This is a genomic window from Roseibium porphyridii (assembly GCF_026191725.2).
In the GTDB taxonomy this organism is placed as follows: Bacteria; Pseudomonadota; Alphaproteobacteria; order Rhizobiales; family Stappiaceae; genus Roseibium; species Roseibium porphyridii.
In genome coordinates this window covers 1,873,400-1,895,263 of record NZ_CP120863.1, presented here as the reverse complement: position 1 = coordinate 1,895,263, position 21,864 = coordinate 1,873,400, and the positions used below count along the sequence as shown (strand labels likewise).

24 protein-coding genes are annotated in these 21,864 nt (G+C 55.7%); 16 read left to right on the top strand and 8 right to left on the bottom strand.

Annotation, left to right across the window (positions count from 1 at the left end; all coding sequences use genetic code 11):
• The first annotated feature begins 218 nt into the window (after positions 1–218).
• From K1718_RS08785 to K1718_RS08740, 10 genes are all read left to right on the top strand, one after another.
• Positions 219–1,235, top strand: coding sequence for a calcium/sodium antiporter (locus K1718_RS08785; RefSeq protein ID WP_152500576.1), 1,017 nt, complete (start codon positions 219–221; stop codon positions 1,233–1,235).
• A 79-nt stretch (positions 1,236–1,314) separates the two neighbouring features.
• The gene (uvrC, locus tag K1718_RS08780) at positions 1,315–3,288 is read left to right on the top strand and encodes an excinuclease ABC subunit UvrC (RefSeq protein ID WP_265683848.1); all 1,974 of its coding nucleotides are present in this window, start codon (positions 1,315–1,317) and stop codon (positions 3,286–3,288) included.
• A 170-nt stretch (positions 3,289–3,458) separates the two neighbouring features.
• Positions 3,459–5,006, top strand: coding sequence for a tetratricopeptide repeat-containing sulfotransferase family protein (locus K1718_RS08775; protein ID WP_265683845.1), 1,548 nt, complete (start codon positions 3,459–3,461; stop codon positions 5,004–5,006).
• A gap of 78 nt (positions 5,007–5,084) precedes the next feature.
• The gene (locus K1718_RS08770) at positions 5,085–6,194 is read left to right on the top strand and encodes an endonuclease/exonuclease/phosphatase family protein (RefSeq protein WP_265683842.1); all 1,110 of its coding nucleotides are present in this window, start codon (positions 5,085–5,087) and stop codon (positions 6,192–6,194) included.
• Positions 6,195–6,291: 97 nt separating this feature from the next.
• Complete coding sequence (locus tag K1718_RS08765; RefSeq protein WP_152500574.1) at positions 6,292–6,870, top strand: thymidine kinase; 579 nt, start codon at positions 6,292–6,294, stop codon at positions 6,868–6,870.
• Between the two features lie 119 nt (positions 6,871–6,989).
• Positions 6,990–7,283, top strand: coding sequence for an HlyU family transcriptional regulator (locus K1718_RS08760; RefSeq protein WP_152500573.1), 294 nt, complete (start codon positions 6,990–6,992; stop codon positions 7,281–7,283).
• A 129-nt stretch (positions 7,284–7,412) separates the two neighbouring features.
• Positions 7,413–7,985: a CDP-diacylglycerol--glycerol-3-phosphate 3-phosphatidyltransferase gene (gene pgsA, locus K1718_RS08755; protein ID WP_265683839.1), complete on the top strand. Its 573-nt coding sequence runs from the start codon at positions 7,413–7,415 to the stop codon at positions 7,983–7,985.
• A gap of 51 nt (positions 7,986–8,036) precedes the next feature.
• A complete protein-coding gene (moaD, locus tag K1718_RS08750) occupies positions 8,037–8,288 on the top strand; it encodes a molybdopterin converting factor subunit 1 (RefSeq protein WP_152500571.1) in 252 nt (83 codons plus the stop codon).
• A gap of 3 nt (positions 8,289–8,291) precedes the next feature.
• Positions 8,292–8,756 carry a molybdenum cofactor biosynthesis protein MoaE gene (locus K1718_RS08745; protein WP_152500570.1) on the top strand — a complete coding sequence of 155 codons (465 nt, stop codon included), beginning with the start codon at positions 8,292–8,294 and terminating at the stop codon, positions 8,754–8,756.
• Between the two features lie 98 nt (positions 8,757–8,854).
• Complete coding sequence (locus tag K1718_RS08740) at positions 8,855–10,150, top strand: multidrug effflux MFS transporter (RefSeq protein ID WP_247649369.1); 1,296 nt, start codon at positions 8,855–8,857, stop codon at positions 10,148–10,150.
• Between the two features lie 30 nt (positions 10,151–10,180).
• On the opposite strand, the gene K1718_RS08735 is transcribed toward K1718_RS08740, so the two are convergent.
• On the bottom strand, positions 10,181–11,239 hold the full coding sequence (locus K1718_RS08735; RefSeq protein WP_418068133.1) for a zinc-binding dehydrogenase: 1,059 nt from the start codon (positions 11,237–11,239) through the stop codon (positions 10,181–10,183).
• A gap of 85 nt (positions 11,240–11,324) precedes the next feature.
• Here K1718_RS08735 and K1718_RS08730 point away from each other — a divergent pair, with 85 nt between their 5' ends.
• The gene (locus tag K1718_RS08730; protein WP_265683833.1) at positions 11,325–11,849 is read left to right on the top strand and encodes a TetR/AcrR family transcriptional regulator; all 525 of its coding nucleotides are present in this window, start codon (positions 11,325–11,327) and stop codon (positions 11,847–11,849) included.
• Between the two features lie 109 nt (positions 11,850–11,958).
• Here the strand turns inward: K1718_RS08730 and K1718_RS08725 are convergent, their stop codons facing one another.
• Positions 11,959–12,861, bottom strand: a complete 903-nt coding sequence (locus tag K1718_RS08725; protein ID WP_265683831.1) for a branched-chain amino acid aminotransferase — start codon at positions 12,859–12,861, stop codon at positions 11,959–11,961.
• 244 nt (positions 12,862–13,105) lie between these two features.
• Between K1718_RS08725 and K1718_RS08720 the strand changes: the two genes are divergently transcribed.
• From K1718_RS08720 to K1718_RS08710, 3 genes are all read left to right on the top strand, one after another.
• Positions 13,106–13,663, top strand: a complete 558-nt coding sequence (locus K1718_RS08720) for a MarR family winged helix-turn-helix transcriptional regulator (protein ID WP_265683828.1) — start codon at positions 13,106–13,108, stop codon at positions 13,661–13,663.
• 37 nt (positions 13,664–13,700) lie between these two features.
• A complete protein-coding gene (locus tag K1718_RS08715; protein ID WP_152500566.1) occupies positions 13,701–14,399 on the top strand; it encodes a response regulator in 699 nt (232 codons plus the stop codon).
• Positions 14,400–14,518: 119 nt separating this feature from the next.
• On the top strand, positions 14,519–15,823 hold the full coding sequence (locus K1718_RS08710; protein ID WP_265684680.1) for an ATP-binding protein: 1,305 nt from the start codon (positions 14,519–14,521) through the stop codon (positions 15,821–15,823).
• Here K1718_RS08710 and K1718_RS08705 read toward each other — a convergent pair.
• The 6 genes from K1718_RS08705 to K1718_RS08680 form a co-directional block, all read right to left on the bottom strand.
• Entirely contained in the window at positions 15,766–16,494 is a 729-nt protein-coding gene (locus K1718_RS08705; RefSeq protein WP_265683827.1) for a DUF1194 domain-containing protein, read from the bottom strand. The two genes, K1718_RS08710 and K1718_RS08705, sit on opposite strands and share 58 nt — an antisense overlap.
• Before the next feature lie 134 nt (positions 16,495–16,628).
• The gene (locus K1718_RS08700; RefSeq protein WP_265683825.1) at positions 16,629–16,970 is read right to left on the bottom strand and encodes a tRNA-binding protein; all 342 of its coding nucleotides are present in this window, start codon (positions 16,968–16,970) and stop codon (positions 16,629–16,631) included.
• Positions 16,971–17,052: 82 nt separating this feature from the next.
• Entirely contained in the window at positions 17,053–17,754 is a 702-nt protein-coding gene (locus K1718_RS08695) for a TetR/AcrR family transcriptional regulator (protein ID WP_265683822.1), read from the bottom strand.
• 95 nt (positions 17,755–17,849) lie between these two features.
• Positions 17,850–18,668, bottom strand: coding sequence for a pyrroline-5-carboxylate reductase (gene proC, locus K1718_RS08690; RefSeq protein WP_265683818.1), 819 nt, complete (start codon positions 18,666–18,668; stop codon positions 17,850–17,852).
• Positions 18,665–19,165 carry a type III secretion system chaperone family protein gene (locus K1718_RS08685; RefSeq protein ID WP_152500561.1) on the bottom strand — a complete coding sequence of 167 codons (501 nt, stop codon included), beginning with the start codon at positions 19,163–19,165 and terminating at the stop codon, positions 18,665–18,667. The genes proC and K1718_RS08685 overlap by 4 nt, the downstream gene beginning before the upstream one ends.
• A 343-nt stretch (positions 19,166–19,508) precedes the next feature.
• Complete coding sequence (locus tag K1718_RS08680; protein ID WP_152500560.1) at positions 19,509–19,775, bottom strand: accessory factor UbiK family protein; 267 nt, start codon at positions 19,773–19,775, stop codon at positions 19,509–19,511.
• Positions 19,776–19,941: 166 nt separating this feature from the next.
• Here K1718_RS08680 and lgt point away from each other — a divergent pair, with 166 nt between their 5' ends.
• Together lgt and K1718_RS08670 are read left to right on the top strand one after the other, a co-directional pair.
• On the top strand, positions 19,942–20,775 hold the full coding sequence (lgt, locus tag K1718_RS08675; RefSeq protein ID WP_265683816.1) for a prolipoprotein diacylglyceryl transferase: 834 nt from the start codon (positions 19,942–19,944) through the stop codon (positions 20,773–20,775).
• Complete coding sequence (locus K1718_RS08670) at positions 20,772–21,860, top strand: class I SAM-dependent methyltransferase (protein ID WP_265683813.1); 1,089 nt, start codon at positions 20,772–20,774, stop codon at positions 21,858–21,860. Before lgt ends, K1718_RS08670 begins: the two co-directional genes overlap by 4 nt.
• Positions 21,861–21,864: the final 4 nt, after the last annotated feature.

Genomic DNA, 21,864 nt, shown 5'->3' with positions numbered 1-21,864 from the left:
AAATGGAGGCAACAATCTGGCACAATGAAAGTACGGTTAACCGACTCGCAAATTGCAAGAGGGTGCCGGTAAAAATGACCTATCACTCTGTTCAAAGATCCTTGTCCACGGCTTTCCCCGCCCCAATCTATTGCGTATAAGGCGCCCAACTGTAATTGAGCGCTCCTTCCCATTTGCCGCTCTCTGATGGCACGACCGACCCGAACCGGAACCTTTAGATGCTGTTTGACTACATAAGCCTTGCAGGCGGACTTGTTGTGCTGATTATCGCCGGCGATGTCCTGGTCAGGGGGTCGGTGGGCATTGCCCAGCGGCTCGGCATCCCAAATCTGGTCATCGGTCTGACGATTGTGGCTTTCGGCACCTCGGCTCCCGAGTTGGTTATTTCGCTCAAGGCTGCGCTGGAAGGTGCCGGTGGCATATCCATTGGTAACGTCGTCGGCTCCAATATCGCCAATGTGCTGCTGGTGCTCGGCATGCCTGCCCTGATTGCAGCCACCCCATGTGGCGAGTCGGGGGCCACCAGAAACGCGCTTTTCATGGTCGCCGTGACCATAGTCTTCATCACGTTCTGCTTCTTCACACCGATCGGCCTGCCGGAAGGTTTCATCCTTCTCATTCTGCTCGGTGCGTTTCTGGCAGCCTCGACAATGGTCGCCCAGCGACACCGGAAAGAACAGAAAGCCATCGCAGCAGCTGCGGCCGGTGCTGCTGTTGCGACGGATCAACCCGAAGAAGAAGACGATGCCCTCGACGATGTTGACGATGTGCCGGACTCGGTCTGGATCGCCGTCATCTATATTGTCCTTGGCCTGGTTGGACTGCCACTGGGGGCACATTTCACCATCAGCGGAGCAACCAGCATCGCAAGCGCGTGGGGCGTCAGCGAAGCCGTTATTGGTCTGACGATCATCGCTCTAGGCACCTCTTTGCCCGAACTGGCCACGACTGTCATGGCCGCCATCCGGCAGCATGGCGCGGTCGCCATCGGCAACGTCATCGGCTCGAACATTTTCAACCTGCTTGCCATCATCGGTATCACTGCGGTCGTCGTGCCTATTGACGTTCCGCCTGAAGTTCTGAAGCTCGACATCTGGGTCATGCTGGCTTGCGCGATACTTTTGACCGCTCTGGCCGGATTTCGGATTTGTCTTGGGAGAATATCCGGCCTCGCCATGACAGCTGCCTATGTCCTCTATATTGCGACTGTCTATATGCTGGGCCACAGCGCCTGATCATCAAACGGCTGGTTTTCCCTCTGCACACCGCGCTGTGCCCCTTTCCCCGGGGCGGCAAGACGCATAAATATCTGACATGCAGCAAGAACCTGATTCTCAATTGCCGGATGAGAAGACCGAAGGCGAGACCGAACCTTTGAAGAAGGGGGTCGACGTCATCGCGGATGAGGTAAAGCGTCTGCCAAACGGCCCTGGCGTCTATCGCATGCTGGATGAGAATGGCGAGGTTCTTTATGTCGGCAAGGCACGCAGTCTGAAGAAGCGTGTCACCAGCTATACGCGCCTGCAGGGTCAATCCAACCGGATCATGCGCATGATACTGTCGACAGCATCGATGGAATTCGTCGTGACGCAGACAGAACCTGAAGCCCTGCTGCTGGAAGCCAATCTTATCAAACGCCTTCGGCCGCGCTTCAACGTGCTGCTGCGCGACGACAAATCCTTTCCCTATATTCTGGTGACCGGTGACCACGAATCCGCGGCTATCGTCAAGCACCGCGGTGCACGCAAACGCAAGGGCGACTATTTCGGCCCTTTCGCCTCCGCCGGTGCTGTCGACCGGACCATCAATGCGCTCCAGAAAGCCTTTCTGATCCGGACCTGTTCCGACAGCTACTATGAGAACCGGACCAGACCCTGCCTGCAGTATCAGATCAAGCGCTGCGCTGGTCCCTGCACCGGCGAAATCGATCGAGAAGACTATGCGGGTCTGGTTTCTGAAGCCAAGGCCTTCCTGTCCGGTCGCAGCCAGCTCATCAAGAAACAGCTTGCCGAACAGATGGAAACCGCGTCGGCGGACCTGGAATTTGAAAGAGCTGCCATCTATAGGGATCGTCTGTCAGCGCTGTCCCATATCCAGGCGCATCAAGGCATCAATCCACAATCCGTTGAGGAAGCTGATGTCTTTGCCATCCACCAGGAGGGCGGGCAGAATTGCGTCCAGGTTTTCTTCTTTCGCACCGGCCAGAACTGGGGCAACAGAGCCTATTTCCCAAAAGCGGACAAGTCGCTGGAGGAAGCCGACATCCTGGAAAGCTTTCTTGCGCAGTTCTATGACGACAAGCCGGCACCAAAACAGATCCTCCTGTCACACAAGCTGACGGAGCAGGAACTCCTGTCTGAAGCCCTGACGGAGCGCACTGGACGCAAGGTAGAGGTCGCAACGCCCCAGCGCGGCGAAAAGAAAGAACTTGTAGACCATGCTTTGACAAATGCACGCGAGGCGCTCGGACGGCGCCTTGCTGAAACCTCAAGCCAGGCACGGCTGCTGAAGGGCGTAGCGGAAGCATTTGACCTGAAAGCGCCACCTCGCCGTATTGAAGTCTACGACAACTCTCACATCATGGGCACAAATGCGGTTGGTGGTATGATCGTTGCCGGTATTGAAGGTTTCACGAAAGGCCAATACCGCAAATTCAACATCAAGTCCGAAGACCTGGTTCCAGGCGATGACTATGGGATGATGCGTGAAGTTCTGATGCGCCGCTTTTCGCGTCTCCTCAAGGAACATGCCCGCGAAAGCGCCAAAGACGAGCAAAACACGGCGCAGAACGGTGATGCCAACGACGAAGACAGCGATGTTCCCATTGCTTCTGAAATGCCAGCCTGGCCAGATCTGGTTTTGATTGATGGTGGTCAGGGTCAACTGACGGCCGCACGGGAAACGCTGGAAGAACTCGGCCTTACCGACGTTCCGCTTGTCGGCATCGCAAAGGGACCCGACCGGGACGCAGGACGAGAGAAGTTTTTCATCCCAGGAAGGCAGTCGTTCATGCTGCCGGAGCGGGATCCGGTGCTTTACTTCGTTCAGCGTTTGCGAGACGAAGCGCACCGCTTTGCGATCGGCAGTCACCGGGCACGTCGCAAGAAAGATATCGTGAAGAACCCGCTTGACGAAATCGCCGGGATCGGCCCGACCCGAAAGAAAGCCCTTCTGACCCACTTTGGAACCGCCAAGGCCGTCTCCAAGGCCGGACTTGATGATCTGGCAGCCGTGCCGGGAATTTCCGAAGCCATGGCTCGTCTGGTCTACGACCACTTTCACGAATAGCGGCGTCAAAGAGGTCGGTTTGGTCTTGCCTCGTTTTCGCCCAGCGCGTTTCCGGCATTTTATTCCGTCAACCTAGCTGCTAGAAGCGGCTGACTTCCAAACCCGCGATACTCGGGTTCCCACGTATTTCCAAAACTGCGCAGCTATCCGCGCCAAGCCCAGAAACGAAGATGTCTCAATATACGATCGACCGCGCCTTCAAGCTGATAGACAGCCAAAAATTCGCTGAAGCGATTCCCTTGTTGATCGATCTTCACGATCAGGATCCCGCAAATGCCAGGGTCAACTATGGTCTTGGCCTGGCTTACCTGTTCTTCGGGCAGCCAGGACGCGCAGTGCCGCATCTGGCGTCCGCCGCCAAAGCCGCAAAAAAAGAAGCTGCGGTTCACACGACCCTTGCCAGTGCACTGAACCTGAACGCGCAAAGTGAGGAAGCCTTGGCTCCAGCCCGCAAGGGCGTCGCCCTGGATGGCAAGTCAGAATACACACAACGGGTCCTCGGCCAGATCTACGCCGACCTGCGCAAACCGGTCATGGCCAAACAGGCATTCGAACGGGCTTTGATCGCGGAACCAGGATCAGCCAGATCACAACTCGGCCTCTACGACGTTGAAAGAAGCCTCGGTCACACGGATGCTGCGGAAGAGTGTATTCATGCTGCCTTCGAGTTGTCACCCGACGACGCGCTTGTGCTTGTCGCTGCTGCCAATTCTTCGGACGAAGGCCTAAAGGAAAACGTCCTGACCAGGATTGAACGCATCTTGAGCACTGTACCGGAAGGTGCTGCTCACCCGGAGATCGCAAAGCTGTCCTTTGCTGCCGGTAATATCCTGAACGACCGCCAGGACGTCGAAAAGGCATTTCACTATTTCGACAATTACCGAGCAGGTCTTTACCGAGGTTATCAGCCGGAACACTACGAATGGTTCGTCAAAACCTGCAAAACGGTTTTCACCGAAGAGTTCTTCAATAGCCGCAAAGACTTTGCACTTTCCAGCAGACGACCTGTCTTTGTCGTCGGCATGCCGCAGTCCGGCGCGTCTTTGATAGAAATGCTGGTTTCCAGCCATCCTGATGTAACAGCTGCCGAAGAAGTTCAGGTTTTCCTGCAGACCATTGGAGAATTCACCAAGGGGCAACCTCACGGCCCCGCACTGTTCGATCAGGCTCTCGCTCTCGACAAGAGAACCGCGCAGCGCATCGGACGGAAGTATCTGGGCAGTCTGGACAAACTGGACAAAAGGTCCAAACTGATCATCGATGCCACACTGCTCAGCTTTGAGTATCTTTGGCTGCTTGCCCTGCTCTTTCCCAATGCGTCCTTCATTCACGCAACAAGATCGGCAGCAGACACCTGCTTCGATCTCTATAGGACGCCGTTACCTGCAGAGCACACTTACAATGCAGACCAGAGCTCCCTCGGGCACTATCATGGCCAGTATCTTGAATTGATGGATCATTGGCAAAACGTCCTGCCAGTGACGCTTCTGGATCAGTCTTTTGAAACTCTTGTTGCAGATCCGGAAGCCGAAAGCCGGACGCTCATCGATCATCTGGGCCTGACGTGGAATGACAGTTGCCTCGTTCCTTTCGACAAAGAAAGTCAGAAAGGTTCTGTGACCACCAGCCAGAACAAGCTGTCTACGCCGGGCACATGGAAAGACTATGGATCTCAAATTCAGCCATTGCTGAAGGCGCTTGAACATTCTTCAGCATGAAGGGCGGCAATCAGCAGTGCATAGACAGATCGTCTGCGGTCTCTAATATCGCCGGATGAGCGCTGGAAAATTCCCCTGATGCAACAACAAAAACCAGAAATGCGCAGATCACTGACACGAGCGGGAATATCGCTGATCGGTTGGTGCGGCTTGCTTGGAGCATTGACCGTCTGCCTCATGGGGCTGTCTACATTCGTCGCGCCTGATTTCTGGTTGGCGGACAATATGAGCTTTTTCCTCACGCAATATCTGATGGCTGCGCTGGCAGGCGTGATCGGCGGGCTGCTTGGATTGTTTGTCAGCCATCGCTTCAAGCTGCTCTACAGGTTTTTCTGGCTCCTCTCATTGGCAGCCTTCGCAGCCCTGGTGGCTCAGACCTCCTCTCGCACCCAGACAAACACGATCTCACCAACGGCCCTGGCTGATGGCAGACAGCCGCTCAAGATAATCTCGATAAATATCGAACATCTCTTTTTGGGTGACGAGGTTCTCACCACGTTTCTTGAAAGGGAAAAAGCCGACATTGTCGTAATGCAGGAAGTGCTCTGGTGGCTGCAGGAGCGCAGATGGGAGCGGCTCGGCCTTCCGATAGGCAGCACGGGCCAAAACGGATTTCCGGAACACCTGCAGATCGGAGAACTTGGCGGATTGGCAGTCTATTCCCGCTTCCCCATAGTGAAGGCCGAAACGAAAGTCATTCAAGGCAAACTGCCGGCTGGTGCAAATGTTTATTACGACGCGGACCGCGAGCTGCTTTCGTTGACGCTGGATACTGGCGGCCCCCCTCTGCAGCTGGTGGTCATACATCCTGACAGCCCACGGACCGAACCACGGTGGCAGAACAAGCGGGACTATCTCGATGAGCTGGACAAGGTCATTGAGCGCCTGCGCAATGAAAACTCCGGACAGATCCTGGCAATCGGCGACTGGAACAGTTCGCCCTGGTCGGGCCGTTTTCAGGAAACGCTCAGCACCAATGACTTGGCGACAGCTTATCCAGGCGGCTGGCCACGAAACACCCGCTTCTTTTTCGACTATCGCCTTCACCAGATCCTGGGGGCTCCGGTCGATCAGTTTGGTGCATCTTCAGATCTTCAGATTGTCGACGTGACGCTTGGGCCAGACATCGGATCTGACCACCTTCCCCTGATTGTCGAACTTGGTCTTGTCGAGCCTGCCGCCGATTGAGCGATAAGCTGTGGCCTTTGCCTGAAAGTGTTTGAGGCTTGGCCTCCGATTGGGAACACTGCGAACGACAATCAACCCGATTCCCGATCCTTGGCTCATGGCAAAACTCTATTTCAATTATTCCTCGATGAACGCTGGCAAGTCGACAGTGCTGCTGCAGGCTGCCTACAATTACGAGGAACGCGGCATGAACACGCTGCTTCTGATCGCTGCCTTCGACGACCGGGGCGGCAAAGGAAAAATAGCCTCTCGCATCGGACTTGCAGCTGAAGCTGACATTTTCTCTTCGGCTGATGATGTATTCGTCCACATTTCCAAGGCGCGGGAGGCCGGCAATCTGGATGCAGTTCTGGTAGATGAAGCGCAGTTTCTAACCGAAGAACAGGTCTGGCAACTTGCCAGGGTCGCAGATCAGCTCCGCATTCCCGTCATGTGTTTCGGTCTACGCACGGATTTTCAAGGCAAACTCTTTCCAGGCAGTGCCGCGCTTTTGGCTCTGGCGGACAATTTGAAGGAAATCAAAACAATCTGCTGGTGCGGTCGCAAGGCGACAATGGTTGCGCGCCTTGATGAAAATGGCGCGATTCTTGAAGAAGGTGATCAGGTCGTCATTGGCGGAAACGAAACCTATGTGTCCCTTTGCCGGCACCATTGGACGCAAAGGGCACTTGGCTAGTTTACGCAGAGCCTTCTGAAGCTGTGCCTCATCAGACCGACCAACGACTTCATAGAGCCCTTGCACCCCATTCCAGCGCCTCGTAAAAGGGAGGAAAGCAAGTCAGGAGTGGGCCCAAGATGCTTGGCAAAATGTTCAAATCGCTGTTCTCGTCGTCTGGCGAAGGAAAAGCGAAAAGCAGTTCAAAAGCCACCACCGTGCAGCACGATGCCTTTCGGATCATCGCTGAGCCGCAATCGAACAACGGTCAATGGCAGGTGTCCGGTCGGATTGAAAAAGACTTCGGCGAGACCACCAAGGTGCACACCTTTATCCGGGCAGACACGATGCCCGACGAAGAAGCTGCCGCCAGAGAGATGGTGCGTAAAGCCAAAATGATGATTGACCAACTAGGCGATAGCATATTCGATTGAAACCGGTAGACGGTTCCACGAGGCACTCGCGTTAGAGTAATTTTTGGGGCGTTGGGCTGAAACTCCGGACAAGGAAAATGGCAAGCGTTTTCCGATCCTGACTTCAGGCGCCCGCATCTGAAAGCCGATATGAAACGAAACGTTGTTCTGAGCCTGCCCAATCTATTGACCTATGGTCGCATTCTGGCGGTACCGGCGGTCGCGGCCTGCTTCTATTTTGAAGGCAACACGTCTCGCTGGATTGCCCTGGCTCTTTTTGTGGTTGCGGCGATTACCGATTTCTTTGACGGCTATCTTGCAAGAGCTTGGCAACAGCAGTCTGCGCTCGGCCGCATGCTTGATCCGATCGCCGATAAATTGCTGGTATCCGTTTGCCTGCTTATGCTTGCTGCAGATGGAACCATCGGTGGATGGTCACTGGTTGCAGCCATCATAATCCTGTGCAGAGAAATTCTGGTTTCCGGGCTGAGGGAGTTTCTTGCGGAGCTGCAAGTCAGCGTTCCAGTCACCCAGCTCGCGAAATGGAAGACCACGGTCCAACTGGTCGCCGTTGCATTCTTGCTTGCTGGACCAGCAGGCGATTCCGTATTGCCGGGAACAACGTTTGTCGGCTTGATTGCGCTTTGGCTGGCTGCCACACTCACCCTATATACGGGGTATGACTATTTTCGAGCCGGGATCGGCCACCTCATTACGGAGTGACCGACAGGTCAGATCCGGAATTGTAAAAACAGCCACTTTGTCGAGGAACTAATGAACATCCGCTATTTCGCATGGGTTCGCGAACGGGTCGGCCTTGAAGAAGAAACCATCGAAGTGCCTGCCTCCGTCAAGACAGTGGCAGACCTGATCGGGCACCTGAAATCGCTGGACGAAAATCATGCCGCAGCGTTTGAAGAAGAAGACGCGATCCGTGTCGCCCTCGATCAGCTTCATGTGGAAGCCGATGCAGAACTCGGCGACGCACGGGAAGCTGCTTTTTTCCCGCCGATGACAGGCGGTTGAAGAATGAAGGTCACACCGGTCGCCCGCGTTCAGTCAGAAGATTTTGATGTGCAATTGGAATCCCGCGCTCTTGCCGAAGGACGCAAGGATGTCGGCGCACTGGTGACGTTTACCGGATTGTGCCGAGATGAAGCGGGGACGCTGAGCGCCCTCGAACTGGAACACTATCCCGGGATGGCCGAAGCGGAGCTTATGCGCATCGCTGAGCAAGCGGTGCAACGCTGGCCATTGACGGGACTGACTGTGGTTCACCGATTTGGAAAGATACCGCCAGGGGAGAACATTGTTCTCGTTGTCGCCGCCTCGGCCCATCGGCGCGCCGCCTTCGAGGCCGCCGATTTCTTGATGGATTATCTGAAGACCCGCGCGCCCTTCTGGAAAAAGGAACACTTGGTGGACGGGGACAGTGGTTCCTGGGTTGAAGCAAAATCGGGAGATGAGGACGACGCTGCACGCTGGTCTTCGTAACAAAGCCCTGCTTTCGTTCTATCGCTACCACCGGCTGACAATTCCCGCTATACAATTCAGGCCATTGGCCTCCTGCCTCCATATTGGTTCCGACACCCGTGAAACAGCACAGTGATCCATCAGACGCCGCAATTGGCGGCAATCCGGCTTCGGAATCGAAGGACGGTTCGTGCGAGGTCGTCCGGGATCCAGGCATACCGTTCATCGAATTCGTCACCATCATCGCGATGATCATGGCGCTGAATGCCATGGCGATTGACGTCATGCTGCCTGCCCTGCCTGCCATTGGCGATGCCCTGCAGATCGTTGAGGAAAACAATCGCCAACTGATCCTGCTGTCCTATCTGATCGGCTTCGGTGGCGGTCAGCTGTTTTTTGGTCCGGTCACAGATTCCCTCGGGCGACGCAAAGTGCTGGTCAGCGGGCTTGCCGTTTATAGCGCAGCCAGCATCGCCGCCATTTTCGCACAGAACCTCGATCAGCTCCTGCTGGCGCGTGTGCTCCAGGGGCTTGGCTGCGCTGCCGCAAGGGTCGCCGCCCTCTCCGTCGTGCGTGATTGCTATACCGGCCGGCGCATGGGAAAGGTCATGTCGCTTGTCATGATGGTTTTCATGGCTGTGCCGGTTGTCGCACCTTCCATTGGGCAAGCCATCTTATTGACGGCGGGATGGCGCTGGATTTTTATCCTTCTGCTTCTGGCAGGCCTTGCCATGCTGGTTTGGACGGGGCTCCGCTTGCCGGAAACACTGCCAGGTGAAAAACGTCGGCCCATGGTGCTCTCGCACATTGTCGATGCATATGGTCTGGCGCTGAAAACACGGGTCTGCTTGGGCTACACCGTTGGATTGGCGTTCATTTTCGGCGGTCTTTTTGCTTTCCTGGCAATGTCGCAGCAGATTTTCGTCGACGTATTCGGCCTCGGAAAGCTGTTTCCGATAGTCTTTGCCGCCATTGCGATTGCCATGGCGGTGGCTTCCTTCACAAATGCCCAGCTTGTCGAGGCGATCGGCATGCGCCGGCTGTCTCACGGTGCAGCAGTGATCTATACCTCGCTCGGGATGGTGATCTTTCTCATGTCCGCTTTGGGTTTTGAAAACCTGTGGCTGTTCCTGATCTGCGCAAGCCTTGTGATGATGTCCTTCGGTTTTCTTGGGGCAAATTTCAACGCGATGGCGATGGAGCCTCTCGGCGCGATAGCCGGAACGGCATCGTCTGTCATCGGCTTCATCAGCACCCTGGGGGGCGCAATTCTCGGATACATAATGGGCCAGCTGTTCGACGGGACAACTCAACCTCTCGGACTGGCCTATATGGTTTACGGGCTGTGTGCGATCGGCTGCATCCTTTACGCTGAACGCGGACGGATGTTTCACGCGCTGGAACGCAAAGCATAGCCGCACCGCCGTCCATGCCTTAGAGCCGGCTCACGACCTGACTTTGATCCCGATCTTGCCGACAAACGACTTTGCTTGAAAGCTCTCTTGTGCCTTGCTCAGATCTTTCAGGACAAACGTTTCAGCGACAACGGGACGAATTTCACCGGCTTCTATGTAACCGACCAGATCCGTGAACACGTTTGCTGGCTGAAAGGTGCTGCCGAGGAGAGCCAGGTCGCGCAAATAAAGCGTCCTCAGATCCAGCTCGACGATTGGTCCCGCGATCGCACCTGAGGTGACATATCGCCCGCCATTACAAAGCGACGCGACGAGATCATCCCAACGCGGACCACCCACGAGGTCAAGAACCACATCAAATGCCCGGTCCGGCAATTCAGCATCCCGGTCAAGCGTCTCATCTGCGCCAATTTCTCTAAGCGCAGCTGCCTTGGAGGCACTCGTAAGTGCGGTCACATGAGCCCCGCGACGTTTTGCGAGCTGGATCGCAGCTGACCCGACGCCGCCGGACCCGCCGGTGATCAACACTCTTTCAGCCCCAAGGCCACAGCGCTGGATCATGCCTTCTGCCGTTGAAAATGCGCAAGGAAACGTCGCCAGCTCGATATCGCTCAGGTCGGAAACGACAGTGATCGCATCCAGTGACCGGGTCTTGGCATATTCGGCGAAGCCGCCGTCATGCTCGGAGCCAAAGGTCTGGACCGCCGGCTCATCGCTTTCGGCGTCAACCGCCTGCATCGACCGAACGAGAACCCGCTGACCGATGCGATCTCCAGAAACACCCTCCCCAACAGCGACGATTTCGCCGCAACAATCGGCTCCTTGAACACGCGGAAAGGAAAGCGGCGTTCCGGACCAGCTGCCATCGGCGTCCGCGTCCGTGCCGTAACCTCCGGTCGCACCGGAAGCGGTGTCGCCACGAACGCTTTTGGAATACCAGCCGGTGCGGGTGTTCACGTCGGTGTTGTTAACTGACGACGCTCCAACCCGGATCAGCACTTCGCCCTTTTCAGGAACCGGGACCGTCAGGTCTTCCCGCCACTCCAGCTTTTCCGGTCCACCGTGACCGGTCAGGACGATACCGCGCATCTTCTGCGGAATTTTCACGCTGTCACCTCATGTAGAATGATCGTTCTACTTGCTCATGTAGAACGATCATTCTACATAGTCAACCATGGCGTCCACATTCACCAAGATAGCGGCAGGACTGGAACGGGTTTTCGCCGAAAACGGCTTTGCCGCACCCAGTGTCGGCGAATTGCGGGACGCAGCTGGTGTCAGCCTTCGCACACTCTATAAATACACACCCTCCAGGGAAGAAATGGTCTATGCCGCTCTTGAGCACCGGCATCAGCGCTACATGGAGCTAATCTTCGGAGAGCTACCGGAGGAACCTGCGGAAGCACTGGGAACAATCTTCGATCGGATCGGGCTCTGGATGCAGACGGAATCAACCCGTGGCTGCCTTTTCCATGCAGCCGTTGCAACCGCTCCTCAGGACCAGCGCCTCATTCAACTGCTTAATGATCACAAGGTTGAAGTTGCCCAAAAAACTGCACAAGCCGTTAAGCTGGAAGGCAAGGAAATTGAATTGTCCCTCATCATGGAAGGCCTGACACAGTCCTGGCCGCTTTATGGTGCTCAGGCAGTCGAAAATGCCAAGAAACTTGGCGAAGGGCTGAAAAGCACACAGCATTGATGGCAATGACGGCAGTTTGCCACGAAAGAAAATGCTCAAGATCAAAGTCGGGACACAAATAAGGCGGGCCTGAAGCCCGCCTCGTTCATAAGATCCCCGCGCGATGCGATCAGCCGGCAACGGCCTTCAGCGAGGGCGCTTCCGGGCGCACTGCGGTATCGTAGTCTTCCATCAGGTTCTTGATGATATCGCCGACCTGGAACTGGTGACCGGCAATTTCCGACACCGGCGTGACTTCGGCAGCTGTTCCCGTGACAAAGCACTGTTCGAAGTCAGACAATTCGTCCGGAAGGATCGACCGTTCAATCACTTCTATACCCCGGTCTCTTGCAAGGCCGATCACCGTGCGACGCGTGATGCCGTCAAGAAAGCAGTCCGGCGTCGGGGTGTGGATCTTGCCATCCTTGATGAAAAAGACGTTGGCGCCGGTCGCCTCGGCAATCTGTCCCCGCCAGTCCAGCATCAGCGCGTCTGCATACCCTTTGGATTCGGCGGCATGCTTTGAAATGGTGCAGATCATGTAAAGGCCAGCGGCCTTGGCCTTGTAAGGCGCGGTCTGCGGATCTGGCCGACGATAGTCCGCCATATCAAGACGAATGCCCTTCAATCGCTCTTCCGGTGCAAAGTAACTGGGCCATTCCCAGGCCGCTATGGCCAGGTGAATGGTGTTTTTCTGCGCGGAAATGCCCATCATTTCGCTACCGCGCCATGCGACCGGTCGGATATAGGCGTCGACCAGGTTCATGCGGGCAAGGGTCTCTTCCTTGGCCGCATTGATCTGCTCTGCGGTCCAGGGAATGTCGAAACCCAGCATTCCGGCGGAGGCCAACAGGCGTTCAGTATGTTCTTCAGACTTGAAGATCCGGCCGCCATAGGCACGCTCGCCCTCAAAAACACTGCTGCCATAGTGCAGCCCATGGCTCAGGACATGGAGCTTTGCGTCCGACCAGGGCACGAAGGTGCCGTCGTACCAGATATCACCACTGAGCTGATCAAAAGGCTTCCCAGCCATCTTCCATCTCCCGCCCGCTCTTTGAGCGAATATTGTTGTCCTTGTGCAGAGGTAAATAACGCCAATGACTTGCGCTCTTTTTACCGCTGTATTTTTTGCACAGCACGCCTACTATCGGTATCCTGATGTCCGCTGCGATCTTGATCGGATTCGTTTAGCATCTGATGCGTAAAAAAGCATCTAAAAGACCGATCATTTCGTTCGCGGTGGCTAACAAGTAACAATCGACCAGAATTAAGTCAATATGGCTGACGTAAATTTCAAATCGACACTTTCTCCCGTTTCCGGCGGGGAACACGGGGCCAAATCCGGTGACCGGGATCGGGAGGGCGACGAAAACCTTCCTTACGATCTCATCGAACTTCTGTTCTTTGCCTATCGGGAATTTACCGGCGATCCGGATGACGTTCTGGCGAAGTTCGAGTTCGGCCGCGCCCACCACAGGGTTCTGCATTTTGTGGAGCGTAATCCCGGCATCATGGTCACCGACCTGCTTGGAATATTGAAGATCACAAAGCAGAGCCTCGGGCGTGTTCTGAAGCAACTGGTTGACGCCGACATCATCGAGCAACGTGAAGGTCATCATGATCGTCGCCAACGTCTTTTGTTCACGACCGATCAGGGCCATGCACTTGCTGTTGAACTGACCCGGCTGCAACAGCAGCGCCTTGAACGCGCCCTAATTGGATTGCCAGATGGAAGCGACGAAGTTATCCGCAAGTTCCTGTTGCAAATGATCGATCCAGAAGCGCGTGCAGACATCCTGAAGCTCGTCCGGACGCCTCACGACTTGCTGGACTAATTGAGACCAACAGCCAATCGGAGCGAAGACAACCGCAATGAATGTTCAGGTCCCGGACGACAACGCCAACCACATCCTTCTGGTCGATGACGACAGTCGCATCAGGGATCTCTTGTCCCGATTGCTGAAGGAGAACGGCTATCGGGTTTCTGCTGCAGCTAATTCCGCTGAAGCACGCCAATGCCTGTCGGGACTGGAGTTCGACCTGATCATACTTGATGTCATGATGCCCGGCGAAACAGGATTGGAACTTGCAGGTGCATTGAGGGAAGACTCGGAAGTTCCAATCCTCATGCTGACGGCCCGTTCAGAAGCGAATGATCGTATTGCCGGCCTTGAAGCCGGCGTTGACGACTATCTCTCTAAACCCTTTGAACCTCGCGAGCTGATGCTGCGGATTGCTGCAATTCTGCGTCGAGGCAGCCAGCAACCGGTGATCGCTCAGGAAGAAATCCGTTTCGGTCCGTTTTCTTACAATGCATCGCGCGGCGAATTGAAAAACGGCGATGCCATGGTTCGCCTGACGGATCGCGAAAAACAGATCCTGTCTATCTTTGCCGAACAACCAGGAGCGACCGTACCACGTCACAAGATCGTCGGCGATGAAAGCGGTCTAGGCGAGCGCACGGTCGATGTGCAGATCAATCGCCTCCGGCGCAAAATAGAGACCGATCCGGGCAACCCGATCTATCTGCAGACGGTGCGAGGAATTGGCTACCGATTGGCATGCGACTGAAACGCCTCCAGATGGTATTTACCTCCCTACTGCGTCGCCTGCCCTCAGCTGAACGATTGAAGCCAATGATCGCGCCGCTCAAACCATTTCTACACCTCTACGGCACGGTTTCCAGGTTCATGTACCGGGTGATGCCCAAGGGGCTGTTTACACGGACATTCCTGATCATCGTCGCACCGATCGTAATACTGCAGTCGGTTCTGGTCTTCGTCTTCATGGAACGCCACTATCAGCTGGTGTCACGACGCATGTCTGAGGCGGTCGTGCGAGAAATCGCAGCTGTTGTCTATGTTCTGGAAAACTACCCGCAGGATCCCGACCACCTCAAGATCGAGGAAATGTCCGCGCGGGCACTTGGCATGTCAATCACGATCCTGCCGCTGGAGCCCCTGCCGCCGCCAACTTCCAAACCCTTCTTCGATGTTATCGATCAGGAACTCAGTCTTGCGATCAGCCAACGGATCGGCAAACCGTTCTGGATTGATACCGTTGGACGATCCCGTTTCGTCGAAATCCGCATTCAGCTGGAGGACTCGATCCTTCGCATTTTCACCCGCCGCAGCCAGACCTACGCGTCCAATTCACACATTTTCCTGGTCTGGATGTTCTCAACCTCGCTGGTTCTGGTGTTCATCGCACTTTTGTTTCTGCGCAATCAGATCAGACCGATCATTCGCCTGGCGAATGCGGCCGAGGCGTTCGGCAAGGGCCGTCCGGTTGAAAACTTCCGCGCCAGCGGTGCGCGTGAAGTCCGGCGCGCGAGCGTTGCCTTTATCGATATGCGCCGCCGGATTGAGAGACAAATCGAGCAGCGAACGACAATGCTCGCCGGTGTCAGCCACGATCTTCGCACGATCCTGACCCGCCTGCGCCTTCAATTGGCCTTTCTCGGTGACACACCGGAAAGCGACGCCATGCGCAAGGACGTCGACGAGATGAGCAATATGCTGGAAGACTACCTTGCCTTTGCCAGAGGGGATGGCGACGAGGATATCCAGGTCACCGACATTGCGATCTTGCTGGAAGAGCTCGAAGAGGAAGCCGAGATTTCCGGGCAATCCGTGACGATCCGCTTTAACGGCCCGTCGGATGTTGAAATCAGGCGACTGGCCATGAAGCGATCTCTGGCCAACCTGGTGACCAACGGATGCAAATATGGCTCCCGCGTCGAGGTTGAAGGCCGCATTGCCAATGGTTGGCTGACAATTGTCGTTGATGACGATGGACCCGGAATTCCACCGGATCAACGTGAACTCGCCTTCCGCGCCTTCCATCGACTGGATCTCGCCAGAAACATGGATGAAACCGGCAGCGGTCTAGGTCTTGCCATTGCAAGGGACATTGCCCGCTCGCACGGTGGGGACATTTACCTGGAAGAGTCCCCACTGGGCGGTTTGCGGGCAAAACTGCGCGTCCCCGCGTGACCTAAGTCTCCTGACTGCAGATCGGCAAAACCAAGTCCCATGATTTCGCGCACAAGTTTGCGAACCATACCTTCCGTGTAGTCTTCATAGGTGTTGATCGGTTGGGCAAAAGCGCCTGGGCCCGTAATGACCTTGTTGACGAAATACCCGAAGGTTCTCTCTTCTTTTCGGATGACCAGCGCATTGACGGTAACATCAGCAAAATCGTGGGTCGCATAGGCGACCAACGGATCGTCCCCCTCGTTGTTGATGCCATCCGCAGACACGTCGATGACTTGTCGATCGCAGTGCTCAGGAGCTGTCGAGAGAACATCAGTTGCATGAACGAGCGCTGATCCGAGCGATGTCATGAATTCTCTATGATCGCGCTCTGTGGCCAGTATCGCATCTCCCGCTGCAGAAACACTTGCTTCGTCGTAAAGAAATCTCCAGTCAAGCAGCGTGTTCTGCTGGTAGCGCCCGCTCCATTCAAAACCGTGCAACCAAATGCCATCGACTGTCTCGATGGCCTTTATCACATCTGGATGCTTGAGAGCAGCGGCGATTCCGGATTGCTGCAGCTCGTATTCTTCCTCGGTGATGCTTGCCGAAACATCTACTGCCAGGACCAGGGCTAGCGAACAGGCCTTGGCGGCTGAGGCAGGAAACAACAGCAAGACTAGCAAGGCCATTTGCCGCAGTGCCGATTGAGCCGGAAATAATCCCGGCACGTCGCAGGCAGCTTTCCTGGTCAGATGGAACATGGAGCCGTCGGAGGGCCTTTCTCTGGATCTGGGGCACGGTTTTGTAGGCCGAAGACCAAATCCTAATAGAGACGACCACCGATGGGAACGTCCTTGTCCGGCGTGAGAAGCACAACCTCACCTTCATCGTCCGGCACGCCCAGTGTCAGCACCTCCGACATGACCGGTCCGATCTGGCGCGGTGGAAAGTTGACCACCGCCATCACCAGTTTTCCAATAAGTGTCTCGGGTGTGTAGTGCTTGGTAATTTGTGCAGAGGTCTTTTTGACGCCGATTTCAGGCCCGAAATCGATCTTCATTTTGTAAGCCGGCTTTCGGGCTTCGGGAAATTCCTCGGCTTCTACGATACGTCCGACGCGTATATCCACTTTCAGGAAATCATCAAAACTGATCTGGTCGCTCACGAAAGGATCCTTTCATTCCGCAAGCGACCTTGTCCGGTCAATTCCGCTATTGCAAGTCGGTTTCCGCCTTGCTGGTGCGGTTTCAAGCCCCGGCTGGTGCTTCATCAGCAAAGTCGGCGCTGTCATCGTCCGTTTCGTCGCCGCGCCTCCGCCGATGGTTGCGGCCTTGGGCAGCCTTTTTCAAGAACGAACGCATCCTCTTGGCGGCACTTTCAACGCCCTTGAGGCGCTTCATGAACGAAGTTCCCTTGTCGAGTTCCTTGTCCAGCTTCGCCATTGTCCGCGGCATGCCTTCGTCTGCTTCGTCCAACCACACATCAAGGACACGGCCAAAAGCAATTGAAAGTCCCTGCGAGACCACTGTTGCCTTTACCCCTGACACATCGATGCCAGCGGCAATCAGCATCCACTTTTGGGATCGCACTTCAATCGCATTGAAATCCAGAGCAAGCGCTGGATCCTTTTGGGCGGCAGCCCGCAAGGCCCGAACGGTTTCCTTGCATTCGGCCAGTGTGTCGATCCGTGTCATCAGGACGTCGAACAAGCGGTCGCGGGCCGGCTGATCGCCCATGTCCTCATCCCGTTCTTCCAGGACGCTTGTATCGATTTGCTCATAGAACGCAGCAACCAGCTTAAGCTTAGATGCATATGCGCTTCGCATATCCGACAATTTGACCTTTGCCTCTTCAGCAAGCAATGGGAGCGACACCTCGTCATAAGGGTGTGTCTCAAGCAGCTTCAGAAAAGTCTTAAGGATCTTCTGTTTGGTCTTTGCGGTCGCCATGAACGGGCCTCCAGTTTCCTTCGTAGGTCAAAGATAGGAAGCAAAGGCGCCCGCGAAAAGGGTGACCCCGCGCCGCAGGCCCATTTGAGCAAGGACTATTCGGCCAATTCCTTGGCGCGCCTGATTGCAGCAGCAACAGCGTCTGTCATGACAGGCTGTAGCCCTTCTGCGTGCATCAGCACGTCAAGAGCCGCCGCTGTTGTGCCATTTGGGCTGGTGACATTTCGACGAAGTTGCGAAGGGTGGTCACCCGTCTGGTGCATCAGTTCACCGGCGCCGCTGACCGTGGCAACGGCCAGTTCCTGGGCAATTTCATCAGGCAGTCCTGCGGCCTTTCCCGCTTCACAAAGCGCTTCCGCCAGGAAAAACACATATGCGGGCCCCGAACCGCTGACCCCGGTCACCAGGTCTATCTGATCTTCCGTATCGAGCCAGACCACCTTGCCGACAGACGACAACAACTTGGTCACATCCGCTCTTTGCGTATCAGTGACTTCCTGTGTTGGAAACACTGCAGTGATCCCGCGTTGGACCATCGCAGGCGTGTTCGGCATGCACCGGCAGACAGGAACCTTGCCGAAATGCTGTTGAAATTTGGAGACTGGTGTGCCGGCTGCGATGGAAAGCACAAGCGTATCGGCGCCAACGACCGTTTTAAGCTGCGGCAGTACCTGATCCATCATTTGAGGTTTGACGGCAACAAGCACAATCCCAGCCGTCAAATCTGGCGGAGCAGCGGTTAAATGGCGCACGCCATGCTTGGCAAGCAGCGCGCCCATTTCAGTGGAAAGGTTTGGATCGGCGACAACAATCGCGGCGGGGTCGACACCCTCTGCCAGCCATCCCGACAACATTGCCCCGCCCATCTTGCCGGCTCCGACGAGAAGCAAAGGGCGATCTTTGGAAAAACTCATGCTTCTCCTGCGGTTTCAAACAAGGCCGAGTTCATTGCCTCGGAAGCCGAATACCCGGCCCAGACAACGAACTGGAAGGCTTGATAGAAACGTTCGCAGTTTTCAAGTGCATTTGTGAGCATTGCTTCAATTTGCGCTGAGGAGGCCTCAGCCCCTCCGGACAAAAGCAGCGACTGGCGGAACATGATGACGTTCTCTTTGTGCCAGAGATCGAAATGTCCCATCCAGAGTTGCTCGTTCACCATAGCCAGCAACCGGAGAACTTCGGTTTTGCGTGGTTCGGTGACCTTGAGGTCGAACGCACAAGCCAGATGCAGAGCCTCGACCTCTTCCATCCAGGAAAAGGACACATGGTAGTCGCACCAGCTCCCGCCAAGGGAGATGGTTATTTCGTCCTCGTCCGACCGTTCAAACGTCCAGTCGTTCAAGGCGGCGACAGTCTCGATGGTATCGACGGGATTGCCAGGTCGCTCGAATTCGATCTCGATGAGGCTCATGTGCCTTCTCCCCTTTCGAGCCGGGGCCGAATACCCGATTACAACAACCGGGCGGGCCGCCGGGAAATGTCCCATGCCGGAGGAGCAAAACGCGTCCTTGATGGCCCTTTAGATCGAACCGGTTCCGTCTTGCTCCGACGAATCCCTGTTATCTTTGAGTATAGGATCAGGAATGATTTAAGCGATACATACCAACTGATCCGGAAAAGCCGAAACTTGTGGACGACGCCGCAAGAATTTTGATCATACTGCTCAAAAACACTGCAATTCTGCCGCGTGTGAGCGTCGTATTTCTGTCATTCACAATTAACAGAAATCGCTCACATCAACGTTAGAACTCAGTTCAGGCGTCGGCAGACGGGTCCGAACCCGGGTTTTCAAGCTTTGCGAGGCGCGATTCGAGCTCTTCGACCTTGTCGAGTGCCCGGGTCGCCATTTCCTTGACTGCTTCATGTTCTTCGCGAGAGACGACGTCCATTTCCGAAAGAAACCGCTCGGCCTGTGCACGAAACGCTGTTTCAACTTCGCGGCGCGCACCCTGGGCAACACCGGCTGCGTCTGTCATCAGCTTGGCAAAATCGTCGAGAACTCGGTTTGGGCCTTGGGTCATCGGACCCTCCTATTTGCGGTAGAAGCGAATAGGTGACACGTATGAGGGAATGCGCGCAACTTCAAGAACCAATTGCGCCGCACCCTGTGTCTTGACGAAGACGCCAAGATCCGCCAAGCGTTGCGCCTGGTTTTGCCCGTTCCGGATCTCGCCTTAAGGATTTGCCGTGCCGCCATTATTGGTTCTGCCGTTTCCCGCAATCGACCCAGTGATCTTCGAGGTCGGCCCTTTCGCCCTGCGTTGGTACGCTTTGGCCTATATTGTCGGCATCGTTCTGGCCTGGCGATATATGCGCATTCTCGCTCAAAACGAGCGACTTTGGGGCAACCAGAAGCGACCGAGCCCGGTCGATCTAGATGACTTCGTTTTGTGGGGAACGCTCGGGATCATTATCGGTGGCCGACTGGGGTATGTCTTTTTCTACAATCCCGCCTATTACCTTGCCAATCCAGCCGAAGCGATTGCCATCTGGAGTGGCGGCATGTCCTTTCACGGCGGGTTTGCCGGGACTGTTATCGCCATGATCCTGTTCGCCTGGCGCCGGGGGCTGTCCATATGGACGCTCTTCGATCTGGCAGCCTGCGCAGCACCAATCGGCCTGTTTTTCGGACGGATAGCCAATTTCATCAATGCAGAGCTCTGGGGACGACCAACCGACGTGCCGTGGGCCTTCGTATTTCCAGGCGCAGGGCCGGAACCGCGACACCCCAGCCAGCTTTACGAAGCTGCGCTGGAAGGTGTCGTCCTGTTTCTGGTCCTGCGCGTCTTGAGCCATCGGTTTGCGCTGTTAAAGAGACCTGGCTTCCTGGCTGGAGCATTCGCATGCGGCTACGGCATCGGTCGTTCAATCGTTGAATTTTACAGGGTTCCAGATGCCCATATCGGCTATTTCGGTGGGTTCCTGACAATGGGGATCGTGTTGTCGCTGCCAATGATCCTGGCAGGCATCATCGCCATGATCTGGGCATCTCGCAACAAGACCGGGGCCGCCGTTTCGTGACGGATCTGAAAGAGAGATTAAAAGCGCGCATTGCGGCAGATGGTCCGATCACCGTTGCCGAATACATGCGGGTATGTCTGAGCGATCCTGAAGCCGGCTACTACACGACCCGAGATCCATTTGGCCGCGACGGAGACTTCATAACCGCTCCGGAAGTCAGCCAGATGTTTGGCGAACTGATCGGTGCCGTCTGCCTTGCCGCATTTGATGCGATGGGATCGCCTGCCGAAGTCCAGTTGGCAGAAATAGGCCCAGGCCGCGGCACGTTGATGGCTGATGTTCTTCGCATGGCCTCACTTCGACCGGATTTTCTGAATGCTGCCCGCCTGAACCTGGTCGAAACAAGCCTTCGGCTTCGCAAGACGCAAGAGAAGACACTCCGCGACAGTCCGCTTCAACCCACTTTCAGGTCCGCCTTTCAGGAGTTGCCGGGCGGCCCTCTTCTGCTGATCGCCAATGAGTTCTTTGATGCGCTGCCCATTCACCAGTTCATTAAAACCGCTGATGGCTGGCGAGAGCGTCAGATTGGTCTGTCGAAGGTTGGTGAGCTCATGTTCGGGGCGGGAACTGCCCGTCTTCCAGAGAGCGCAGTGCCTCATGAATTGATTGCAGCGCCCGAAGGAACGATCGTTGAAACTCAACCGGCTGCAAACGCGATTGCCGAAGAAATCGGCAAGCATCTCACAGATCACGGCGGCGTTGCCCTGATAATAGACTATGGCTATCTGAAGACCGCGGCGGGGGACACGCTGCAAGCGGTCTACCGACATGCCTTCGATAACGTATTGAATCACCCTGGCGAAGCCGACCTTACGGCACACGTCAATTTCGAGGCGCTTGCCGCAAGTGCTATCAGGGGCGGCGCGATTGCTCTCCCGGCCAAGAAACAGGGCGATTTTCTGGTCAGTGCAGGACTTTTGGAGCGCGCTGGCGCATTGGGAGCCGGCAAATCACACACTGAGCAAGAGCATATTCGCGACGACGTGGAACGCCTGGCAGCACCCGATCAAATGGGGGACTTGTTCAAGGTGCTTGCAATCACAGGACAGGAAATTTCGTTTCCACCATTTGACAGAGCTGCGTGAAGAT